The sequence below is a fragment of the Tenacibaculum ascidiaceicola genome, from assembly GCF_047470925.1.
GTDB classification, from domain to species: Bacteria; Bacteroidota; Bacteroidia; order Flavobacteriales; family Flavobacteriaceae; genus Polaribacter; species Polaribacter discolor.
This window is the reverse complement of sequence record NZ_JAZKJP010000008.1, coordinates 1-22,318: the sequence shown is the minus strand read 5'-3', so window position 1 is coordinate 22,318 and position 22,318 is coordinate 1. Positions and strand designations below refer to the sequence as shown.

Sequence of the window (22,318 nt, the reverse complement as noted above, 5' to 3'; positions counted from 1 at the left end):
AAAGTTATTTTTCTGTTAACGTTTTAACCAGTACCCCTAAAGTTGCTAAGCCAGTAGTTATAGCTATCACTTGTTGCGTCGTAACTTTATTTGTTATCTCTGGTTTTTTGGGTACTAAAATAACCGCTCCAGGTTTTACATCTGGATATGATTTAAAGAACAAAAACTTTTTTGTTGTTCTAATATCTCCATTTGCATACACTATATATGCTCTGCTCTTTTTTGCACTTTCTGAAAAACCTCCAGAATTTTCAATATAATGTTTAAATGATTTCCCTTTTTCATACCTTACCAATGATGGTGACAACACTTCTCCTTCAACCTTCACCGTTTGTCTCTCAGAAGGAATAAACAATTCATCTCCTTCTTCTAAAATTATATCATACTTTGATTTTTTTCCTCCTGAAGCTAATATTTTTTGTAATTCTATTCCAATCTTAAAATCTTTCTTCTTTTTTATACGTTCTTCAACATTCCCAGATAAAGAATCTCTTTGGGCAAAGTCAGCTATAAAATTTGATTGCTTTTCATCTTCTTCTTCGTTATTCTTTCTAGTTAAAAAGGCACCTTCTTCATAAGCATATTTTGTTAAACCTCCAGCCTGCTCAATTAAATCAGAAATTCTTTGATTTTTTTGACCAATTGAATATTCTCCTTCAAAATTAACTTCTCCAGTAATAGTTACTGTTTTTTGTTCTGTATAACCTTTTAAATACCTTACAGAAACAATATCAAATGGTTTTAACACAAAGTCATTTAAATGATCAGTACCTAAATTCTTACTTGTACTTAAATCAAAGTTTTCACTAACAGTTTCAAAACTTCCGTCTTTCAATCTTCTAGATACATCAATCATACTTGCATCCGCTCCATCTTTCAATCCTCCTGCCAACACTATTAAATCCTCAACACGCATTCCTTTCATAAAATCAAACTCTCCTTCTTTATTCACTGCTCCATTAATAGTAATAAACTCTTTCTCTTTTAATTCTTCTTTTGTAAAAATATAAATACTATCACTTTCTTTTAATAGTATATGCTCTCTATTTTCCATTGCTTTTCTCGGAGAGAAAGATAATGTTTCCTTATCACTCTTATCATATGTTCTTACAATAATCCCTCTATCTAAAAAGGCTTCTTTGGTTACCCCTTCAGCTTTTAGCAACAAGTTAGAGGCTGTCATTCCTTCTTTATATTCGTAGTTACCAGGCTGAAAAACAGCTCCTCCAACACTTACTCTATTCAAGAACTCATCTACTATTTCATTTACTTTGATATAATCTCCATCTTTTATTTTCTCTGAATCAAAATTATCTTGTGAGACCTCCACAATCTCTTTTTGAACCCCTTTAATTCTCTCTATAACAATTTTTTGTCTATATGCATTTGAGGTGAAGCCACTACAATAATTTAATAAGTCTTTTACACTTTCTTCGGATTTCATCTCAAAAATACCTGGTCTTTTAATAGCACCTTCAATAGTAATTTTACTTTCATAAGGTCTTACTATTATTACATCCTGATCTTGAACCGTTATATTTCCTTCTTCTGAACCATTAACTAGAAACTGATAAAAGTCAAAATCAGCTTCCTTCACTCCTCTCCTAAAAAGTTGAATTCTTCTAAAAGTACCATTCTTTGTTGGTCCTCCTGCCGCATACAAGGCATTTAATACAGTAGACAAAGCACTAACTGAATATGAACCTGGCACCTTTACTTCTCCTACAATATTTACTTGAACATTTCTCACTTCCTTTATAGAAACAGCTATATTAACTTTATTGTAACTATTAGAAGACGCTCCTATTCCTGCATAAATTCTTTTCAAATAATTCTTTATTTTAGATTTTGCAGCACTAACAGGCAACCCTATTAATTGAATATAGCCAACACCTTCTACATTTATAGCTCCTTGTTTGTTTACTTTTTTCTCATAATTTACCTCTGCTGCTCCCCAAAGATCAATTGAAATTACATCTCCCGCTCCTATTATGTAATTCTCTGGTGTAGCTATATTTAAATTTGGTGTAAACGAAATATTTGGGTTATTAAAAAATCCATATCCGAAGAGTTCTTCCTTTTTTTCTTCCTTTTTTTCTTCTCCTGTCAATCCAAAAAGTAATTGGGTACTATCACCTTCTTCTAGACTATCCTCTTCACTCTCTTCCTCTTTATTTAATGGTTTACTTTTAAGCGTCTCAATTCTTTCTTTAAGCTTTAGAGCTTGTAATTCGGACATTCCTCTAGTTTTTGCTATTGCTAAAGCTTGATCTAAAGTGTATCCTTCTTGTTTTATTTTTTCCCAATATTTAGCTACTTGCTCATCAGATAAATCATCAACTTCAATTTGACTCATTTGATTCTGAATATTTTGGGCTTGTCCCTCAGTACTGGCTAACACCAAAAAAGTGGTTAGAAATATTTGCAGTAAAACTCTTTTAAATAACATTTTAACTTTCAATGTAAAAATCTTTAAACCAATTAATAAACTCTTTTATTCCTGTACTTAAACTTGTATTAGGACTGTAATTATAATCTTTAATTAATCCATCAACATTTGCCCAAGTTTTTTTCACATCTCCCATCTGCATGGGTAACATTTCTTTTGTTGCTTCTTTTCCTAAACTCTTTTCTATCTGGGTGATAAAATCCAGCAATTTTACAGAATCATTATTTCCTATATTATAGACTTTATACAAGTCTCTTTCTTCAATAGACTTTTCAATTACTCTTTTTACTCCTTCTACAATATCATCTATATAAGTGAAATCACGTTCCATATCTCCATTATTAAACACTTTGATTGGACGATCATTTGAAATGGCATCGGCAAATAGTATTGGTGCCATATCGGGTCTTCCCCATGGTCCGTACACTGTAAAAAATCGCAGTCCTGTTGTTGGAATCTTATACAAATGACTATACGTATGTGCCATTAGTTCATTGCTCTTTTTGGTCGCAGCATATAAACTAACTGGTGTATCTACATTATCCTCTTCTGAAAAGGGTACTTTTTTATTTGCTCCGTATACACTTGAGCTACTTGCATATACCAAATGCTTAATCTCATGATGTCTACAGCATTCTAAAATATTCAGAAAACCAACAATATTACTTTGAATGTAAACATCAGGTTTTTCAATACTATAACGAACTCCAGCTTGAGCAGCTAGATTACAGACAACTTCAAAACTTTCAGTTGTAAATAGCTGAAACAATTCTTTTTTATCTTCTAAGTTCAGCCTAATAAACTTAAAATTCGCATTAGTATTACTAGTTATTTCTTGATAAAATACTTCAGCGTTTTCTCTATCAATACCTAACTCTTTTAATCGAGCATACTTTAAATTGACATCGTAATAATCGTTGATATTATCTATTCCTACAATTGTGTGTCCTAGCTCTAATAGTTTTTGACTTAAATGAAATCCAATAAAGCCTGCTGCCCCTGTAACTAAAATTTTCATTAGTTTTTTCCTATTTGATAATATTCAAATCCTTTTTCTTCCAAGCCGTAAGTAGTATATTGATTTCTTCCATCAAAAATAACTGGTGCTTTCAGTTGTTTTTCAATCTCAGAGAAATCAGGAGAGCGGAACTCCTTCCATTCTGTCAATAAAATCAACGCATCTGCATTATCTAGTACCTCGTACTTTGTGTTTTTATAATTGATGTTCTCTACATCTTTTAAATAAAAGTGTTGTGCTTCTTCCATAGCCTTAGGATCATATGCTTGTACTTTAGCCCCTCTTTTTACTAGTTCTTTTACCACATAAATTGCTGGTGCTTCACGCATATCATCCGTTCCTGGCTTAAATGCTAACCCCCAAAGGCCAAAAGTTTTTCCTGATAAATCTTCTCCAAATTTATTGATAATTTTATTAGCTATCACAAACTTCTGACGGTTGTTCACGTCTTCTACCGACTTAATTAACTGTGCATCATATCCGTTTTCTTCCGCTATTTTCTTCAGTGCTTTTACATCCTTAGGGAAACAAGACCCTCCATACCCTGCTCCAGGGTAAATAAAACTATAACCAATCCTTGAATCTGAGCCAATTCCTGCTCTAACATTATTTACATCAGCTCCTACTCGCTCACAAATATTTGCCATTTCATTCATGAAAGATATTTTTGTTGCTAGCATTGCATTTGCTGCATACTTAGTCATTTCCGCTGAGCGAACATCCATAGCTATAAAACGTTCATGCGACATAGTAAAAGGCGTATATAATTGACGCATTTTATCAAAAGCGTAATCAGATTCTGCTCCTATTACCACTCTATCAGGCTTCATAAAATCGTTGATAGCATCTCCCTCTTTTAAAAACTCAGGATTTGACACTACATCGAATTTAATTGTTGCGTTTCTTTTATCTAATTCTGCTTGTATTGTTGCTTTTACTTTATCTGCTGTTCCTACTGGCACAGTAGATTTATCAACAACAATCAATCTGTCATTCATCTTCTGACCAATCTCTTTAGCTACAGCTAATACATATTGTAAATCTGCAGATCCGTCTTCCCCCATTGGAGTTCCAACTGCTATAAAAACAATTTCAGATTCGTTGATAGCTTCTTCTAATTTAGTAGTAAAGAATAAATTCTGCTTCTCTACATTCTTCAATACCATTTTTTCTAAGCCCGGTTCATAAATAGGAATAATTCCTTGATGAAGTTTATTTATTTTTTCTTGATCAATATCAACACAAACCACCTTGTTCCCCATCTCTGAAAAACAGGTCCCCGATACTAATCCTACATATCCTGTCCCAATAACAGTTACTTTCATTTCTTTCTATTTTTTATACAAATATATATATTACAAAAGATAATGCTTCTCTCCTGTATTTATTAATTTAGAATTACGAATATCATGCACTATTTCTATTGATTGCCTTGCCTCTCGCAAACCAAAACCATTTCCTTTTAATATCTCTTGATAACTTATAGTATGAAGATCTGTAAAACCTGAACTAAATTCAATTTCTTCTCCATTTACAGTTATAGAACGGTAGGTACGTTGCCCTTTTTCTTTAATTTGTTTTGGTAAGGTAGCTTCATCAATTGACAAAAACCAACGTACACGTGCATTTTCAAACTCTAAATAGCCTGACGCTTTATGTTTTTCTCTGAGATGTACTATATTCTCTTGAACTCTTCCAAAAATCCAGGAAAGCATATCAAAAAAATGTACTCCAATGTTTGTTGCAATCCCTCCTGATTTACTTTCGTCTCCTTTCCAAGAAATATCATACCAATTTCCTCGTGAAGTAATATAGGTTAAATCCACCTCATATTTCTCCTTCTTATTTTCTTTATCTATTTTATTTTTAAGCGCAATAATACTTGGGTGTAATCGTAACTGAAGTATTGTATGAATTTGATTTCCTGATTCTTTCTCTATCGCTTCTAAAGCGTCTACATTCCATGGGTTTAAAACCAACGGTTTTTCGCAAATCGCATCAGCTCCTCTACGGAGTGCCATTCGAATATGAGAATCATGCAGGTAATTTGGAGTACATATACTCACATAATCTAGTTGAATATTTTGTTGTCTTTTTAGTTTCTCTATATGACGATCGAAACGTTCAAATTCCACAAAAAAATCAGCTTTAGGAAAGTAACTATCCATAATACCGACGCTATCATTTTTATCCAAAGCAGCTATTAGAACATTATTTGTATCCTTAATCGCTTTTAAATGACGGGGAGCTATATAACCCGCTGCCCCTATGAGTGCAAAATTTTTCACTATAAACTTTTATCTACTATTTTTTTTGACAATACTCCTTTCACATCATACACCACAGACTCTTCCTTTTTTAAAGAAATAATATCTAACTCTTTATATTCATTATGTGCTACTGTTAATACAATAGCATCATACTTTTCTGCTGGTAATTCCTTTGTTGATTGCAATCCATATTCTTTTTCAACCTCATCAACATTTGCCCATGGATCATAAATTATCACATTTGCTCCATACTCTTTTAATGAACGAATGACATCCACCACTTTGGTATTACGAACATCTGGGCAATTCTCTTTAAACGTAATACCTAAAACTAAGACATCAGCATTTTTTATTTTGATATCACGACTTATCATTAACTTGATTACTTGAGAAGCCACATACTCTCCCATTCCATCATTCATTCTTCTACCAGCAAGGATAATCCCAGGGTGGTAGCCTAATTCTTCCGCCCTCTGCACTAAATAATATGGATCTACTCCTATACAATGCCCTCCTACTAAACCTGGTTTGAAAGGTAAAAAGTTCCATTTGGTTCCTGCCGCCTCTAATACTTCTTGAGTATTGATATTCATAAACCCAAAAATCTTCGCTAATTCATTCACAAAAGCTATATTAATATCTCGTTGCGAATTTTCAATTACTTTTGAAGCTTCTGCTACTTTTATACTAGAAACCAAATGAGTTCCTGCTGCAACAACTGAACTATATAATTCATCAACAAACTTAGCTACCTCAGGAGTTGAACCAGAAGTTACTTTTAAAATATTTTCAATGGTGTTTTTTTTATCTCCGGGGTTAATCCTTTCAGGAGAATACCCTGCAAAAAAGTCTTTATTAAATTCTAACCCAGAAGTTTTCGTCAATACTGGAACACAAACTTCTTCTGTTACCCCAGGATATACTGTTGATTCATAAACAACAACATCTTTCTTCTTCAATACTTCACCTACTGTTTTACTAGCATTTATCAAAGGTGTTAGTACTGCTCTATTATTTTTATCTACAGGGGTTGGGACAGTTACTATAAAGACATTACAATCTTTAATATCACCTATCTCTGAAGTACAAAACAAACCTTTCTCTTTAGCTTTTTTGCTTCGCATTACAGACAACAACATTTCGGAATCTATCTCCTTGGTAACATCTATGCTTTTATTAAGTTCTTGTACTCTTTTTTTATTTATATCAAATCCAACTACAGAATATTTTGTAGCAAACAACCTCGCTAATGGTAACCCTACATACCCTAACCCTATTATTGCTATTTTCTTATCCAATACGTAGTCCTTTAAAGATTTTTCAAGTTCACAAAACTACAAAAAATAGTATGAACAAAAGCTTATAAAACAAAAAAGTCTCATCTAAAAAGATGAGACTTTTAGTGGGCGCGAAGGGATTCGAACCCCTGACCCCTTGGGTGTAAACCAAGTGCTCTGAACCAACTGAGCTACGCGCCCGTTTGCAATTAAACCTTTGTAAGAGTTGTGGGCGCGAAGGGATTCGAACCCCTGACCCCTTGGGTGTAAACCAAGTGCTCTGAACCAACTGAGCTACGCGCCCTTACTTGTTAATTGCGGGTGCAAATATATAACAGTTTTATAAATTAACAATAACTTTTTTTTATTTTTTTCTATAAAATTTCTGCAACCACAAATGTACTTCCACCTACATAAATCACATCTTCTTTTGAAGCGTTTACCTTTGATTTTTCAAAAGCTTGATTTACAGAACTAAATACCTCTCCTTTTAAACTAAACACACTTGCTTCCTCTAGTAATTCGCTTGCAGATAATCCGCGAGGAATATTTGGTTTACAGAAATAATATTTTGCTTTTTGAGGAAACATTGGTAAAATTTCACTCAAATTCTTATCTGAAACAACTCCTAAAACAATATGCAACCGCTTATATTTTTCCTTTTTTAACTGTTGTAATGTATAAAACAATCCTTCTTTATTATGTGCAGTATCACAAATTACTTTCGGATGTTCTTGTAACACCTGCCAACGCCCTTTCAAATTAGTGTTTTTTACCACCTTCGATAATCCGTTTTTTATATTTTCTTCAGAGATAGTAACTCCTTTTAGTTGCTGAATGGCTTTTACTGCTGTTTTTACATTATTTTTTTGATAATCACCCAATAAATCAGTTGTATAATATTGCTCTTCATCCGAAGCGAAAATAATTGAAGAGCTACATTCTTCCGCTTTAGCAATAAAAACGTTTTCTATTTCTTTTTGACGTTCACCAATAACCACAGGAACACCTTTTTTAATAATCCCTGCTTTTTCAAAAGCTATTTCTGGTAAAGTCTCTCCTAAAAACTGTGTATGATCTAATCCTATATTGGTTATTACCGAAACTTCTGGTATAATAATATTTGTCGAATCTAATCTTCCTCCCAAACCAACTTCTATAACGGCAACATCTACTTTTTGATTTGCAAATTCTTCAAACGCCATACCAACAGTCATTTCAAAAAAAGACAATCCTTGTTTTTCTAGAAAGTTTTTATTTTTTTCTATAAACTCAATTACAGCTTCTCTTGAAATTTCTTCTCCATTAATTCGAATACGCTCTGTAAAGTTTTTTAAATGTGGTGACGTATACAAACCTACTTTACACCCCGCTTCTTGCAATATAGAAGCTATCATATGACTCGTAGAACCTTTTCCGTTAGTTCCGCCCACATGAATGGTTTTAAACTTTTTTTGTGGATCACCAAGTTCATCACAAAGTGCTGTGATATTAGTTAGATCTTTTTTAAATGCTGCTTGTCCCTGACGCTGATACATTGGCAACTGAGCAAACATCCAGTCTAATACTTCTTGATAGGTCATTTTTATATCTTAGTCTAAAAAATAGGTATATTTACTTTGAAAGAGAAAACTTGTAGATAATTGTTCCTCGTTGTTTTGATGGTGCATTTCCATCTGCATTCCATTTTGTTTTCAATGCTGCCTTTTTTGCCGCATCGTATAAACATGATGCTGAATTTGTAGTTCCTCGAGCTCCTGGAGTTGCTTTAGTTACTTGTCCACTTTGATTTACTTCAATACTTACCACAACTGTACCTTCTTCTTGACAATCTGGTTTTTGAATAGGTTTTGATAAAGCTTTTCTTCCTGCAAGGTTATAATTACCTCCTGAACCACTTCCTGAATTCCCGTAATATTTATCTGAATTTGGGTCTCCATTTTCATTTCCTTTAACTCCCGATTGTTTATCATCTCCTTCACCAGAGTTTGCTCCATCTTTTGATGTTCCATTTAACAAACTATTTAAAGCATCAGTCGTTTCTTTTGATGGTTTTGGCTTTGGCTTCTCTTTAGGCTTTACTTCTTTTGGAGTTTCTTTTACAGCTTCTTTCTTTTCTACTTCTTTTTCAACCACTGGAACCTCTTCCGCTGTATCATCTGTAATAATTTCTTCTTTGATGGTTTCCTCTGGAGTTTCTTCTACCAACTCTTCAACAATTTCTTCTTGCTTTGGAGTAGCTTTCGATTTTGTTTTTTCAACAGGCTCACCACTTCCTACTTCAGAAGTACCAAAATTAATCGCTAAACCATATTCAATAGGCGGATCGAGATATTTCATTCCGTAATTGAATATCCCGATTATTAATAATATCAGAATAATTGCTGTTATTACAGCTGATTTGCGTTTATGTTGTGTATCTAAAACTGTCATTTATTTACCTTTAACAGCCAAAATCATTTTTAACTTGTTTCTATTCGCAATATCAATTACCTGCATTACATTTTTATATTGCACATTTTGATCACCACGAATAACCACTGTTTTCTTTTTATCAACACCTACTTTAGTTAACAACTCCCTTTCTAAATTTACGTTGCTTACTTTTGTTTTATCTATGTAAAATGATGCTTCTTTTGTAATAGTTACTGCTACTGATGTATTGTTTTCTGTTTTACCTCCAGCTTTTGGCAACAACACATCAATTGCACTTACTGTAACAAGTGTAGATGTTAACATAAAAAATATCAATAACAAAAAAACAATATCAGTCATTGATGACATATTGAAATTTGGATTGACTTTATTTCTTCCTCGTAAATTCATTATACTGGCTCATTTAATAAGTCTAAAAACTCAACAGACTTTGCTTCCATTTGATAAACAATCTTATCTGTACGTACTACTAAATGGTTGTAAGCAATATATGCGATAATTCCTACTATTAACCCTGCAACAGTAGTTGTCATAGCTGTATACAAACCGTCTGATAACATCTTAATATCAATTTGCCCTCCTGAATTTGCTATTTCATGAATCGCAACAATCATTCCAATTACTGTTCCTAAAAACCCTATCATTGGAGCAGCACCTGCAATTGTTGCTAAAACTGAAACATTTCTTTCTAACTTATACACTTCAAGTTTCCCTGCATTTTCTATTGCTGTATTAATATCTTCTAAAGGTTTTCCTATTCTAGAAATCCCTTTTCCAATTAACCTTGCCGTTGGTGTTACTGTATTATCACAAAGTGATTGAGCACTATCTATTCTTCCGTTAGTTACATGATCTCTAATTTGGTCCATAAAATTAACATCAACTTTTGATGCTTCTTTAATAGCAAAAAAACGTTCAAAATAAATATATAGAGCTACGGCTAATAAAACGAATAACAAAGCAATAATGATTTGACCACCTACACCTCCATCTATAATTAAATTATATATTGATAAAGTTTTTTCTTGAGGTACTTCCTCTACCAACTCCTGAGTTTCTTGAAATAATAGCATGAATACTAAATTAGGATTTATATTATGTTTTCGCTATTTAACTAACGATTTCTTTTATTTAAAATTGTTTGATATAAAAAGTCTTCCTTACTTTTAACAATGAAGGAAGACTTTTACTTTTATTATACTTGATTAATCAAAAATAGCACTTTTGCAATCATAAAAACTAATAATTTTATACTAGTTCTTTTAATGCAATTTCAAAAGCTGTTTCACTTATTTTAGTTTTTGCTGCACTTTTAGCGTGTGTTCTTTGTAATGCTTTTTTAATAGTATTTGAAGTGTCTTCAAAAATTGCTTGATCTGTCATTTCTACTCTACGCTCCATAAAATATGCAAACACTCTTGCCATACCACAGTTTGAAATAAAGTCTGGAATTAAACTTACTTTCTTATCTGTGTCCTCCATAATAGAACCGAAGAAAATTTCTTTATCTGCAAACGGAACATTTGCTCCACATGAAATAACTTCTAACCCTGAGCTTATCATGCTGTTAATTTGGTCTTGAGTAACTAGTCTTGAAGCTGCACATGGTGCAAAAATTTCACATGGCAAGTCCCAAATACGTTCGTTAATTTCTTCAAAAGGAATCATGTTTTCAGAAACTAAAGTATTACCGTCTTTGTTTAAGAACATTTCTTGAATTTCTTCAAAAGAGAATCCTTCTTCTTTAATGACTCCCCCAGCACGATCAATTATACCCACAACTTTAGCTCCCATTTGCGCTAAATAATAAGCTGCTGCTGAACCTACGTTTCCAAAACCTTGTACTACTGCTCGCTTTCCTTCTACTGTTCCTCCATAAATATCATAGTAATGACGAACTGCTTCAGCAACACCATACCCTGTAATCATATCAGCTACTGTATATTTTCTGGAAATATCTGGTGATAGGTTTTCATCTTCTAATACCTTGATAACTCCATGACGTAACTGACCAATACGATTAATTTTGTCTGCTTCAGTAGGCTTAAAATGTCCATTAAAAACCCCTTCTTGCGGGTGCCAAACACCACTATCTTCTGTGATTGGAATTACTTCATGTATTTCATCAACATTTAAGTCTCCTCCTGTTCCATAATAGTTTTTTAATAATGGAGCAACAGCTTTATACCAACGTTCTAAAACTCCTTTTTTACGGGGGTCATGTGGATCAAAATTAATTCCTGATTTTGCTCCTCCAATTGCAGGTCCAGATACTGTAAACTTCACTTCCATCGTTTTAGCAAGTGACATTACTTCATATTTATCTAATCCCTTACGCATACGAGTACCACCTCCGGCAGCACCTCCTCTTAATGAGTTTATTACAGTCCAACCTTCAGCTTCTGTTTCAGAATCTTTCCAATTAAATACTATTTCTGGTTGTTTTTCTTCGTATTGCTTTAATAATTCTTTCATTGTTTAATGTTATAATAGATGATTTTCAACTTTACCTGTTTCTTTTTCATATTCAAAAATTCGTTGTAATTATTCCCCTAAGGGGAGCTAAAGTTGATTCATTATAATATAGGTTTTAGTGTGTAGTTGTTACCGAACAAATTTATTATAAAAAACAACATTACTCAAATAGTTTAAATTATTTCTGTGGATAAAAAAAATTACCTGAAGAATGGTCTTTTTTTGCTCCAGTTACTGATTGTAAACAATTTACTTTTTCTTGTTTTTTCAACAACCCTAAAAACGCAAAAACTAATGCTTCTTTGTAGTTGATTAATCCATCATCAACCATTGGTACTGTTTTTTTTATATAAAACTCTATTCTATTTATAAGAAAACTATTGAAAGTTCCTCCTCCAGTTACTAAAACCGTTGCTTCATTTTTATCCCCTATTACTTTACCTATTTGTATTGCTGAATGTTCTACAAAAGTTCTTAAAATAGTAGGTATTTCTGTTTCTTCTTCATCTATTAAAGGAAAAATAGTTGATTGTACCCATTCTAAACCTAAAGATTTTGGTGGTAATTGAGTATAAAAAGGAAGACTATTTAGATTTTCTAATAATTTTATATTTATTTCTCCTTTTGAAGCTACAATTCCTTTATCGTCAAAATCAAATCCCAATTTTCTAGTATAATGATTCAATACAATATTTACAGGGCAAATATCAAAAGCTATTCTTTCTTTATTTTTTTCATAGGAAATATTTGCAAACCCACCTAGGTTTAGACAATAGTCATAATCTACAAATAATAACTTATCTCCTATAGGCACCAAAGGAGCTCCTTGTCCTCCAAGTTCTACATCTTGAGTCCTGAAGTCACAAATAACTTCTTTTTTAGTAATATTTGCTATTTCTTGGCCATTACCTATTTGTAAAGTTATTCCTACTTCTGGTTTATGTAAAATAGTATGTCCATGAGAAGCTATAAAATCTAATTTTAAAATGTGATGTTCAACTATAAAATTACTTAATACCTTTCCTAGAAGTTTACCATATTCAACGTCTAAAACCTGTAAATCTTTCTCATCATAATTAATTGCCTCTTGCAGTTTACTTTTCCATTCATTAGAGTATGATATTGTATCTGCTTTTAAAATTTTAAAATCCTTGTATAATTTTTTGTGTATTTTAATGTATGCTAAATCTATTCCATCTAAAGAAGTTCCAGACATTAACCCAATACAATAAATATAGTTGTCTTGCATAAAGTAAAAATAGTAAGTCTATTGAAAAATTGCTATTAAAAAAGTATCTTTGAGCACATTTTTTACGAATTTAACAAAATATAAAAATAGATAATGGATTTTAACCTTACAGAAGAGCATTTAATGATTCGTGATGCTGCACGTGATTTTGCTAAAACCGAATTATTACCTGGAGTTATAGAAAGAGATGAAAAACAAGAGTTTCCTAATGAACTGGTTCGCAAAATGGGTGAATTAGGGTTTATGGGAGTAATGGTAGATCCTAAATATGGAGGAAGTGGAATGGATGCTGTTTCTTACGTATTAATTATGGAAGAATTATCTAAAATTGATGCTTCTGCTTCAGTAATGGTTTCTGTAAACAATTCATTAGTATGTTATGGTTTAGAAGCTTATGGTACTGAGGAACAAAAACAAAAATATTTAACAAAATTAGCTACTGGTGAACAAATAGGAGCTTTTTGTTTAAGTGAACCAGAAGCGGGATCTGATGCTACCTCACAGGCAACTACTGCAGAAGACAAAGGTGATTACTACTTATTAAATGGTACTAAAAACTGGATTACTAATGGTGGTCGTGCAGATACTTATTTAGTAATTGCACAAACTGACAGAAGTAAGGGACATAGAGGAATCAATGCTTTTATTGTTGAAAAAGGTATGGAAGGTTTCCACGTTGGACCTAAAGAAGATAAATTAGGAATCCGTGGTTCTGACACACATACATTACAGTTTAACGACGTAAAAGTTCCTAAAGAAAACCGCATTGGTGAAGATGGTTTCGGATTTAAGTTTGCTATGAAAACTTTATCTGGTGGTCGTATTGGTATTGCTGCTCAAGCTTTAGGTATTGCTGCTGGAGCTTACGAATTAGCTTTAAAATACTCTAAAGAACGTAAAGCTTTTGGTACAGAAATCTGTAACCACCAAGCAATTGCTTTCAAATTAGCTGATATGTATACTGAGATTGCTGCTGCTCGTCATTTAGTAATGGCTGCTGCATGCAAGAAAGATGCTGGTGAAAACTACGATCGTGAAGGTGCTATGGCTAAGTTATATGCTTCTAAAGTAGCGATGGAACAAACTGTTGAAGCAGTTCAAATTCATGGAGGTAATGGTTTCGTTAAAGAATACCACGTTGAACGTTTAATGCGTGATGCAAAAATTACTCAAATTTACGAAGGAACTTCTGAAATTCAAAAAATTGTAATTTCAAGAAGTGTATTAAGAGATTAATTATTTCTCTTTCATATCTATATATAAGTAAAAGCTCATTTTAAAAATGAGCTTTTACTTTTTTAAATTCTTTATAGTAACTTTGCCCAATAAATAATCACTTATGTCAAATAAAAAATCCTACGGATTTATATCTGTAATTGTTCCTGTTTATAATGAAGAAGACAATGTAGTTCCGTTAACTCAACAAATTGATGATAGTTTAGAAGGATTTGATTACGAAATCATTTATGTTGATGATTTTTCAACCGATAACACAAAGAAAAATGTTGTTAATATGAATAACCCTAGAGTTATTTTGGTTGAGCTACGTAAAAATTATGGTCAGAGTTTAGCATTAGCTGCTGGGTTTGATCAGGCAAAAGGTGATTATATAGTTACGCTTGATGGAGACATGCAGAATGACCCGTCAGATATCCCACACATGATTGAAAAAGCAGAAACAGAAGATTGGGATGTTGTTACTGGAATTAGAGCTAAAAGAAAAGACTCTTTTATTCGTACTATTCCTTCTAAAATTGCCAATTTTTTAATTAGAAGAGCTACTCGTTTAGATTTAAAAGATCAAGGGTGTGCTATAAAAGTATTTAAAAAAGATATAGCTAAAGATTTAAATTTATATGGTGAAATGCACCGATTTATTAATCTTTTGGCGCATTTAAATGGTGCTAGAATTACGCAAATACCAGTAAAACACCACCCTAGAATACATGGGCAATCAAAATATGGTTTAGGTAGAACTGTAAAGGTTATTAATGATATTATTTTAATAATCTTCCAAAGAAAGTATATGCAGCGTCCAGTTCATCTTTTTGGTAACTTCGGGTTATTTTTTATGTTCTTCGGATTAGCTATCAATTTTTATCTACTAATTTTAAAATTATTAGGACAAGATATTTGGGGCAGACCTTTATTAATTGTAGGTGTAATGCTAGTTATTATTAGTTTACAATTCTTTACTGTTGGGATTATTACAGATTTATTGATGAGAACTTATTACGAGTCACAAAAAAAACGTCCTTATACTATTAGAAAAATTCATGTAAGTGAATAATAAAATTGTTAAAACACTCGCCAAAATAGGTGTAAGTATCTTACTCTTATACCTTGTTTTTACAAAAATTGACTTTAACCAAGTCATTAAATTATATGAGACCTCCAATCCTTTTTACTTAGTATTGGCTATTGTTCTATTTATTATTTCACAGTTTGTTTCATCCTTACGATTAAATTATATTTTTCATAAAAATCAATTTCCACTAAATCAAGTAAGTAATCTAAAGTTGTATTTTATTGGAATGTTTTATAACTTCTTTATACCAGGTGGCGTTGGAGGAGACGCTTATAAAGTATATATATTAAATAAGCAATTTGGATGGAAGCCAAAGCAACTAACTAAATGTGTGTTTATAGATAGACTTATTGGCTTATTAGCTATTTTCTCCCTACTAATTTTAATGGGAGGTTATTTATTTTTTTCTAGCTCAATATTACTTTTGATAAGTATTATTATTGCATTTTTTACTTTTTTTGTAGCAAAATTTGTATTAGCGAGAATTTTTAAAAATAATGATACTTACTATACTTATAGCTTTGGTTATTCAATAGTTATTCAATTATTACAAGTTGGTGTTATTGTTTGTATTATTAAAGCCTTTCAGTTAAAAGTAACTGCAATTATTAGTTACTGTTTTGTTTTTCTAATATCTTCAGTACTTTCTGTAGTATCTTTTGCTGGATTTGGAGCTAGAGAATATACCTTTTTAAAAGCATCCACTTTTTTAAACACACAAGACACTATTGCCACAAGTATTGGACTTTCATTTAATATTATTACTGCTTTAATTTCATTAATTGGATTAGTTTTTATTATAAACAAAGTACAGCTAACAACTGTTTCATACAATAAATAATTTATGGACTTTTTTTACCAACAAAAAAACATTAAATATCTCTATTTTTTAGTTGCAGTGGTTTATATTATAGGATTGTTTATTCCTTTAATGGCCAATGATTCTGCGCAACATGCTACCATGGCAATGCGTATGTATTTGAGTGATAATTTTTTTGAGCTATTGAAAGGTCCTAACCCTTATTTAGATAAACCACATATGCATTTTTGGTTATCAGCTATTTCATTTAAAATTTTTGGTTTACATGAATGGGCTTACCGAATTCCTGCCTTATTATTTACTGCTTTAGGAGCTTATTCTGTTTATCAATTAACAAAAAAACTATATAGTGAAAGTGTAGCTCATTTTGGTTCACTTATCTTTTTAACTAGCCAATCTATCATTTTAGCTAATCACGATGTTCGTACAGATGCTGTATTAACTGGAGCTACAATCTTTGCCATTTGGCAATTGTTTGAATATGTCTCAACAAGAAAACTAGTTTCAATTATTCTAGGAGCCATTGGTATGGGGATATCATTTTCTACTAAAGGATTTTATGGAGTAGGGATTATTTGTTTTGCTATATTTTCTCATATAATTTACACTAAAAAGTTTAATGTAATATTTTCCTACAAAGTTCTTATAGGTTTAGCCATGTTCTTCCTTTCCATTACACCTGTTTTGTATGCTTACTATGTTCAGTTTGGTATAGATGGAGTTAACTTTATATTATGGAATCAAAATGTGGAAAGAATTACAGCTAAAGGTTTTACCAAAAACAGTCCTGATTACTTTTTCTTTTTTCATTCTCTACTTTGGACTTTTTTACCTTGGGCTTTTTTAATGTACTACGGTTTATTTTATCAAATCAAAAAGTTAATAAAAAACAAATTCAAATCTATAAAAGGTGTTGAACTATTAACTATTGGAGGTGTTTTAATTACACTCTTAATTATTAGCTTTTCAAAATTTAAATTGCCTCATTATTTAAATCCGTTATTAGCTCTACTTTCTGTGTTTACTGCTGGAGTTTTATATAATCTTCAAAAAGACAATCAGCAAAAAACATTAAAAGTATTTTTGGGCTTCATTTATTTTATGATAACTGTATTAACAATTGCTGTTATTTTAATTTTATGTTTTACTTTTAATACTCCTTCTATTTTAACTTTTATAATTAGTTGTGTTTTATTTTTAGTATTACTATTCTCTTTGATTCAGAAAAAGGATTTCAGTAAAAAAATAGTTATTAATTCTGTTCTTTTAATGGTATTTATCAATGTAGTACTTAATACTTACTTCTATCCTGAATTGCTACAATATCAAGGAGGAATAAAACTAGCTACCATTGTTAACCAAAACGATTCCATAAACATTAAAGACGTATATTTTTATGAAAATGATTATTCTTGGCCTTTAGATTTTTATACAGGAAGAAATACTCCGCATATTACAAAGGAAGAACTAAAAAACATTAATAAAGACGTTTGGATTGTTATTCGAAATATTCCTCTTGAAAAAGTTGAAGAAGATGGTTTTATCATTAAAGAAAAACACAGAGTTGATCATTTTAGAGTAACTAGACTTAGCTTAAAATTTCTAAATCCTAAAACGAGAGATTCTAAGTTAGGTGATGCGTACTTATTAAAAATAGCTTCAAAAAAATCTTAGTGAAATTTACTCTTCATTTTTAAATTCAATCCCATGTAAATGCAAACCAGAAGCTGGTGCTATAGTTTTCATAAAGTCTATATCGCTATTTTCAGGACTTAAACTTTTCTTGATGAACTCCAAGTCGTAGTTACCTTTACCTAATTCAGCTAAAGCTCCCATAATTAAACGGATTTGATTACGTAAAAAACCACTTCCTCTAATGATTAGCACATGGCTTTTCTTTGGAAAAAAAGAAGCCGATAAGTCAGTATTCTCTTCAATTCTACATAAATCAATAGTACGTTCAACTTTCGTTTCTGGTGAAGGTTTTGTACAATAATGTCTGAAATTATGAAAACCTTCAAAAAGTTTTGCACCTTCTTTCATTAGCCTTACATCCAATTCATCTAAATACCCTGTTAAAAAAGGAGCGCAATACGGATGATTTTTCTCTCCAAAAGAAAAATAATAACGGTACTCTTTAATTTTTGGATGCTGAATAATATTAAATGATTCATCGTGTAATTGTTCAACAGATACCACACGAATATCAGAAGGCGAATTGCGATTAAAATCTTCAATAAAAAAAGACTCTTCTAGTTTTTCATCAATAAATAATTGAAAGTAATAATCAGTCGATGATACTTTAGCATCTGTTCTTCCTACACCTACCGATTTACAGCGGATACCTTTACAAACAAACTTTAATGTTTTATCTACAAAAAAATGAACCGTTTTTAAATTGGGTTGTTTCTGCCAACCATGTAAACGAAACCCCAAATATTGAAACCGAACTAAATACGCGTAGTTATAATTCATACTATAATAACTCGTATGATTGTTTTGCTATTTCTAACTCTTCATTTGTTGGAATTACCAACACTTTTACTTTGGAAGCATCACTATGTATTTCAGTTAATTCTTTCGCACGAATAGCATTCTTTTCTGTATCCAATTCAATACCCAAATATTCCATATCTGTGCAAACTAGTTTTCTAATCACATCAGAATTTTCACCAATACCTGCAGTAAATACAATTGCATCCAAACCATTCATCGCTGCAACATATGAACCTATATATTTTTTAATTCTATACGCATTCATGTCTAGTGCTAACTGGCAGTTTTTATCTCCTTTTGCAGCTGCTGCTTCAATATCTCGTAAATCACTAAAACCTGTTAAACCTAACATTCCACTTTCTTTTTGTAACATGTTATTTACATAATCAACGTCATACCCTAAATTATTTATTAGATAAAAAATTAAAGAATGATCAATATCCCCAGAGCGTGATCCCATAATTAAACCTGTAACGGGACTAAAACCTAAACTATGATCAATACTTTTTCCGTTCTTAATCGCAGTAATACTGCACCCATTACCCAAATGAATTGTTATAATTTTTGAATGCTCCGTTTGAAGATATTTATTTGCTTTTTCTGATACATATTTATGGCTAGTTCCATGAAATCCATACAAACGAATTCTATGTTCATCTAAAAATTTATTAGGAATAGCATACTTATAAGCTTCAACAGGTATGGTTTGATGAAATGCAGTGTCAAAAACGGCTACTTGTTGTGCATTTTTAAAAATAGATTCAGATACTATAATTCCCTCTAGATTTGCTGGATTATGTAAAGGAGCTAATGAAAATAACGACTTAATCTTCTTTTTAACTTCTTTTGTAACTATAGTTGTTTTTGTAAATGTACTACCACCGTGAACTACTCGGTGACTAACAACTTTAATATCGTTTCTGGAAGAAATTACCCCTGTTTTATCATCCAACAATAAATTAACTACTTTTTCTAAGCCAGATTTATGATCTTTAATTACTACTACTTCTTCTATTTTATCTTTACTTGATTTATAGTGAACTTTTCCTTTTTCTAAACCAATTCTTTCTATCATTCCTGAACAAAGCACTTCTTGTTGAGGCATTTCAAACAACTGATATTTTATTGAAGAACTTCCTGAGTTTATTACTAAAACTTTCATGATTTTATATTAATAAGCTATTCTTGCGCTTGAATTGCAGTTAAAATTACAGTGTTAAAAATATCATCTACAGTACAACCTCTACTTAAATCATTTACTGGTTTATTTAATCCTTGCAACATAGGTCCAATAGCCAAAGCTCCTGTTTCACGTTGTACAGCTTTATAGGTATTATTTCCTGTATTTAAATCAGGGAAAATTAACACATTTGCTTGACCTGCAACTTCTGAATCTGGTAATTTCTTTTTACCAACAGATGGATCAACCGCTGCGTCGTATTGAATAGGTCCTTCAACTTTTAAATCAGGTCGTTTTTCTTTTACTATTTCAGTAGCTCTTCTAACAATATCTACATCTTCTCCTTTTCCTGAAGTACCTGACGAGTAAGATAACATGGCTATTTTAGGATCTATACCAAAAGCAATGCTTGAATCTGCCGAAGAAATTGCGATCTCAGCCAGTTCTTCTGCCGTAGGGTTTGGGTTAATGGCACAATCACCAAACACAGAAACTCTATCTTCTAAACACATAAAGAAAATTGAAGAAACTACTGAAAAACCTGGCTTTGTTTTTACAAATTGTAACGCAGGTTTTATAGTGTGCTGTGTGGTATGTGCTGCTCCTGAAACCATTCCATCAGCAATTCCTTTATATACCATCATCGTTCCAAAATAAGAAACATCACCCATCAAATCTTCCGCCATTGTTAGACTTAAACCTTTATGCTTTCTTAGCTCATATAATGTATTAGAAAAATCTGTAAAATATTCAGATTCTATAGGGTTGATAATTTCTGTTTTATCAAAATCAAAAGGAATATTTAATCGTTTAACTGAAGCTTCTATATTTACTCTTTTTCCTAATATCGTTAATTTAACAACATCTATTTTTTGTAATAAAGATGCTGCTGTTAATATTCGATCATCGTTTCCTTCTGGTAATACAATATGTTTACGTACTTCTTTTGCCTTTTTTAATAAATTATATTGAAACATTCTAGGCGTTAATACTTCCGACCCTTTATAACTAACAAGCTTTTCGTTCAAGCTTGCAACATCAACATGTTTTTCAAACATACTGATAGACATTTTTATTTTGTCAACATTCTCAGCATAAATATGAGAACGAACAGCTCCTAATCTTGAAGCAACGCTAAATGTCCCGTCTTTTACCCAAAGAATAGGCACAATTTTTTCTAACCCTTCTATTAGTTTTATTATAGAAGAATTTAATTCCATCCCCCCTGTAAGAATAATACCTGCTATAGAAGGATAATTACTAGAAATATTCGCCTGTAAAGTCCCTAATAGTATATCTGATCTATCTGCTGGTGTCACCACAACACTATCATCTCCTAAATGATGTAAAAAATGAGATAATTGCATTGCTCCTACTTTAATATCTCCTGTAGTGTTATTTAAGAACTCTTCTCCAAATAAAACTTTTCCTTCAATCTCCATTAAAAACTCCTTAATTGTTGGGTTATTTAATTTTTGATCTATTGGGATGGCATTTATAGAAACTGACTTAGGTAGGTTACCTCCAACCTCTTTAACAATAATTGGAATGTTATTTTCTTGAACTTTATTTGCAACAACTGCAATAACTTGTACATCTTTATTAACAAAAGAGTCATAAGTTAATCGTAAGCTTTGAGTAAAATCTTCAAGAGATTTATTCATCCCCCCTGATACTATGATTACTGGTGTTCCAATATTTTTAGCTATAAGAACATTCAAGTCCATTTCAATCACAGCTCCATGATCAGAAAAATCAGTTCCTTCAATAATGATAAAATCATTCTCTTCTTCTAATCTCTTATACTTTTCAATAATTTTACTAATGATTTCATCTTCTTGGTCATTATTCAACATTGTAATTAATTCTGACCTTGTAAAAGCATAACAATCTTCATAGCTACTTTTTAAGTTGAAGTAATTAAGAACAGTGTTTATATGGTTATCTCTCTTATTACCTACTGGGTTGTCAATTATAGGCCTAAAATATCCAACTTTAGGTTTTTTTCGAAGTAACAGTTGCATTAAACCTAAACTCAACATAGACTTTCCTGAGTTAGCATCACTTGCAGCTATATAAATTGATTTATTCATATTCTTGCTTTTAAAGCAAAATTACTTCTTTTAACATTATAAAAATAACGAGAAAAGAATTAAAACCTACGGTATATGTATATAGAATATTGAATTTAAAATAAGATCAAAAAAAAACCTCAATCTAATAAAAGATTGAGGTTTAAAAGAAAGGCAACGACCTACTCTCCCACCAGTGGCAGTACCATCGGCGCTAATGGGCTTAACTTCTCTGTTCGGAATGGTAAGAGGTGAGCCCCATTGCGAT

General features: G+C 31.7%; 18 protein-coding genes, 2 tRNA genes and 1 rRNA gene. 4 read left to right on the top strand and 17 right to left on the bottom strand.

Features of this window, described 5'->3' with window-relative positions; translation table 11 throughout:
* Positions 1 to 4 precede the first annotated feature (4 nt).
* The 13 genes from VBY68_RS08400 to VBY68_RS08340 form a co-directional block, all read right to left on the bottom strand.
* Positions 5 to 2,449, bottom strand: coding sequence for an SLBB domain-containing protein (locus tag VBY68_RS08400; RefSeq protein WP_415269453.1), 2,445 nt, complete (start codon positions 2,447 to 2,449; stop codon positions 5 to 7).
* 1 nt (position 2,450) lies between these two features.
* The gene (locus VBY68_RS08395; protein WP_415269452.1) at positions 2,451 to 3,467 is read right to left on the bottom strand and encodes an NAD-dependent epimerase; all 1,017 of its coding nucleotides are present in this window, start codon (positions 3,465 to 3,467) and stop codon (positions 2,451 to 2,453) included.
* Positions 3,467 to 4,792, bottom strand: coding sequence for a UDP-glucose dehydrogenase family protein (locus VBY68_RS08390; protein ID WP_415269451.1), 1,326 nt, complete (start codon positions 4,790 to 4,792; stop codon positions 3,467 to 3,469). The genes VBY68_RS08395 and VBY68_RS08390 overlap by 1 nt, the downstream gene beginning before the upstream one ends.
* A gap of 30 nt (positions 4,793 to 4,822) precedes the next feature.
* Positions 4,823 to 5,755, bottom strand: coding sequence for a Gfo/Idh/MocA family protein (locus VBY68_RS08385; RefSeq protein ID WP_415269450.1), 933 nt, complete (start codon positions 5,753 to 5,755; stop codon positions 4,823 to 4,825).
* Positions 5,755 to 7,035 carry a nucleotide sugar dehydrogenase gene (locus VBY68_RS08380; protein WP_415269449.1) on the bottom strand — a complete coding sequence of 427 codons (1,281 nt, stop codon included), beginning with the start codon at positions 7,033 to 7,035 and terminating at the stop codon, positions 5,755 to 5,757. The genes VBY68_RS08385 and VBY68_RS08380 overlap by 1 nt, the downstream gene beginning before the upstream one ends.
* Positions 7,036 to 7,140: 105 nt before the next feature.
* A tRNA-Val gene (locus tag VBY68_RS08375) sits at positions 7,141 to 7,215 on the bottom strand.
* A 28-nt stretch (positions 7,216 to 7,243) separates the two neighbouring features.
* A tRNA-Val gene (locus tag VBY68_RS08370) sits at positions 7,244 to 7,318 on the bottom strand.
* Positions 7,319 to 7,388: 70 nt separating this feature from the next.
* Positions 7,389 to 8,597, bottom strand: coding sequence for a bifunctional folylpolyglutamate synthase/dihydrofolate synthase (locus VBY68_RS08365; protein ID WP_415269448.1), 1,209 nt, complete (start codon positions 8,595 to 8,597; stop codon positions 7,389 to 7,391).
* A gap of 31 nt (positions 8,598 to 8,628) precedes the next feature.
* Entirely contained in the window at positions 8,629 to 9,447 is an 819-nt protein-coding gene (locus VBY68_RS08360; protein WP_415269447.1) for an energy transducer TonB, read from the bottom strand.
* Positions 9,448 to 9,840 carry an ExbD/TolR family protein gene (locus VBY68_RS08355; RefSeq protein ID WP_124591041.1) on the bottom strand — a complete coding sequence of 131 codons (393 nt, stop codon included), beginning with the start codon at positions 9,838 to 9,840 and terminating at the stop codon, positions 9,448 to 9,450.
* On the bottom strand, positions 9,840 to 10,523 hold the full coding sequence (locus VBY68_RS08350; RefSeq protein WP_415269446.1) for a MotA/TolQ/ExbB proton channel family protein: 684 nt from the start codon (positions 10,521 to 10,523) through the stop codon (positions 9,840 to 9,842). Before VBY68_RS08350 ends, VBY68_RS08355 begins: the two co-directional genes overlap by 1 nt.
* 175 nt (positions 10,524 to 10,698) lie before the next feature.
* Positions 10,699 to 11,925, bottom strand: coding sequence for a Glu/Leu/Phe/Val dehydrogenase dimerization domain-containing protein (locus VBY68_RS08345; RefSeq protein WP_415269445.1), 1,227 nt, complete (start codon positions 11,923 to 11,925; stop codon positions 10,699 to 10,701).
* Positions 11,926 to 12,103: 178 nt separating this feature from the next.
* The gene (locus VBY68_RS08340) at positions 12,104 to 13,174 is read right to left on the bottom strand and encodes an anhydro-N-acetylmuramic acid kinase (RefSeq protein ID WP_415269444.1); all 1,071 of its coding nucleotides are present in this window, start codon (positions 13,172 to 13,174) and stop codon (positions 12,104 to 12,106) included.
* 93 nt (positions 13,175 to 13,267) lie between these two features.
* Here VBY68_RS08340 and VBY68_RS08335 point away from each other — a divergent pair, with 93 nt between their 5' ends.
* The 4 genes from VBY68_RS08335 (at position 13,268) to VBY68_RS08320 (ending at position 17,976) form a co-directional block, all read left to right on the top strand.
* Positions 13,268 to 14,410: an acyl-CoA dehydrogenase gene (locus VBY68_RS08335; protein ID WP_099213909.1), complete on the top strand. Its 1,143-nt coding sequence runs from the start codon at positions 13,268 to 13,270 to the stop codon at positions 14,408 to 14,410.
* A 103-nt stretch (positions 14,411 to 14,513) separates the two neighbouring features.
* Positions 14,514 to 15,464, top strand: a complete 951-nt coding sequence (locus VBY68_RS08330; RefSeq protein ID WP_099213908.1) for a glycosyltransferase family 2 protein — start codon at positions 14,514 to 14,516, stop codon at positions 15,462 to 15,464.
* Positions 15,457 to 16,323: a lysylphosphatidylglycerol synthase transmembrane domain-containing protein gene (locus VBY68_RS08325; protein WP_099213907.1), complete on the top strand. Its 867-nt coding sequence runs from the start codon at positions 15,457 to 15,459 to the stop codon at positions 16,321 to 16,323. Before VBY68_RS08330 ends, VBY68_RS08325 begins: the two co-directional genes overlap by 8 nt.
* 3 nt (positions 16,324 to 16,326) lie before the next feature.
* On the top strand, positions 16,327 to 17,976 hold the full coding sequence (locus VBY68_RS08320) for an ArnT family glycosyltransferase (protein ID WP_415269443.1): 1,650 nt from the start codon (positions 16,327 to 16,329) through the stop codon (positions 17,974 to 17,976).
* Between the two features lie 6 nt (positions 17,977 to 17,982).
* Here the strand turns inward: VBY68_RS08320 and VBY68_RS08315 are convergent, their stop codons facing one another.
* The 4 genes from VBY68_RS08315 to rrf form a co-directional block, all read right to left on the bottom strand.
* Positions 17,983 to 18,777 carry a tRNA pseudouridine synthase A gene (locus tag VBY68_RS08315; RefSeq protein ID WP_415269442.1) on the bottom strand — a complete coding sequence of 265 codons (795 nt, stop codon included), beginning with the start codon at positions 18,775 to 18,777 and terminating at the stop codon, positions 17,983 to 17,985.
* A 1-nt stretch (position 18,778) separates the two neighbouring features.
* Entirely contained in the window at positions 18,779 to 19,960 is a 1,182-nt protein-coding gene (locus VBY68_RS08310) for an acetate/propionate family kinase (RefSeq protein ID WP_273693621.1), read from the bottom strand.
* Between the two features lie 17 nt (positions 19,961 to 19,977).
* Positions 19,978 to 22,071: a phosphate acetyltransferase gene (gene pta / locus VBY68_RS08305; RefSeq protein WP_124591045.1), complete on the bottom strand. Its 2,094-nt coding sequence runs from the start codon at positions 22,069 to 22,071 to the stop codon at positions 19,978 to 19,980.
* Between the two features lie 148 nt (positions 22,072 to 22,219).
* A 5S ribosomal RNA gene (rrf, locus tag VBY68_RS08300) occupies positions 22,220 to 22,318 on the bottom strand; the annotation flags it as partial.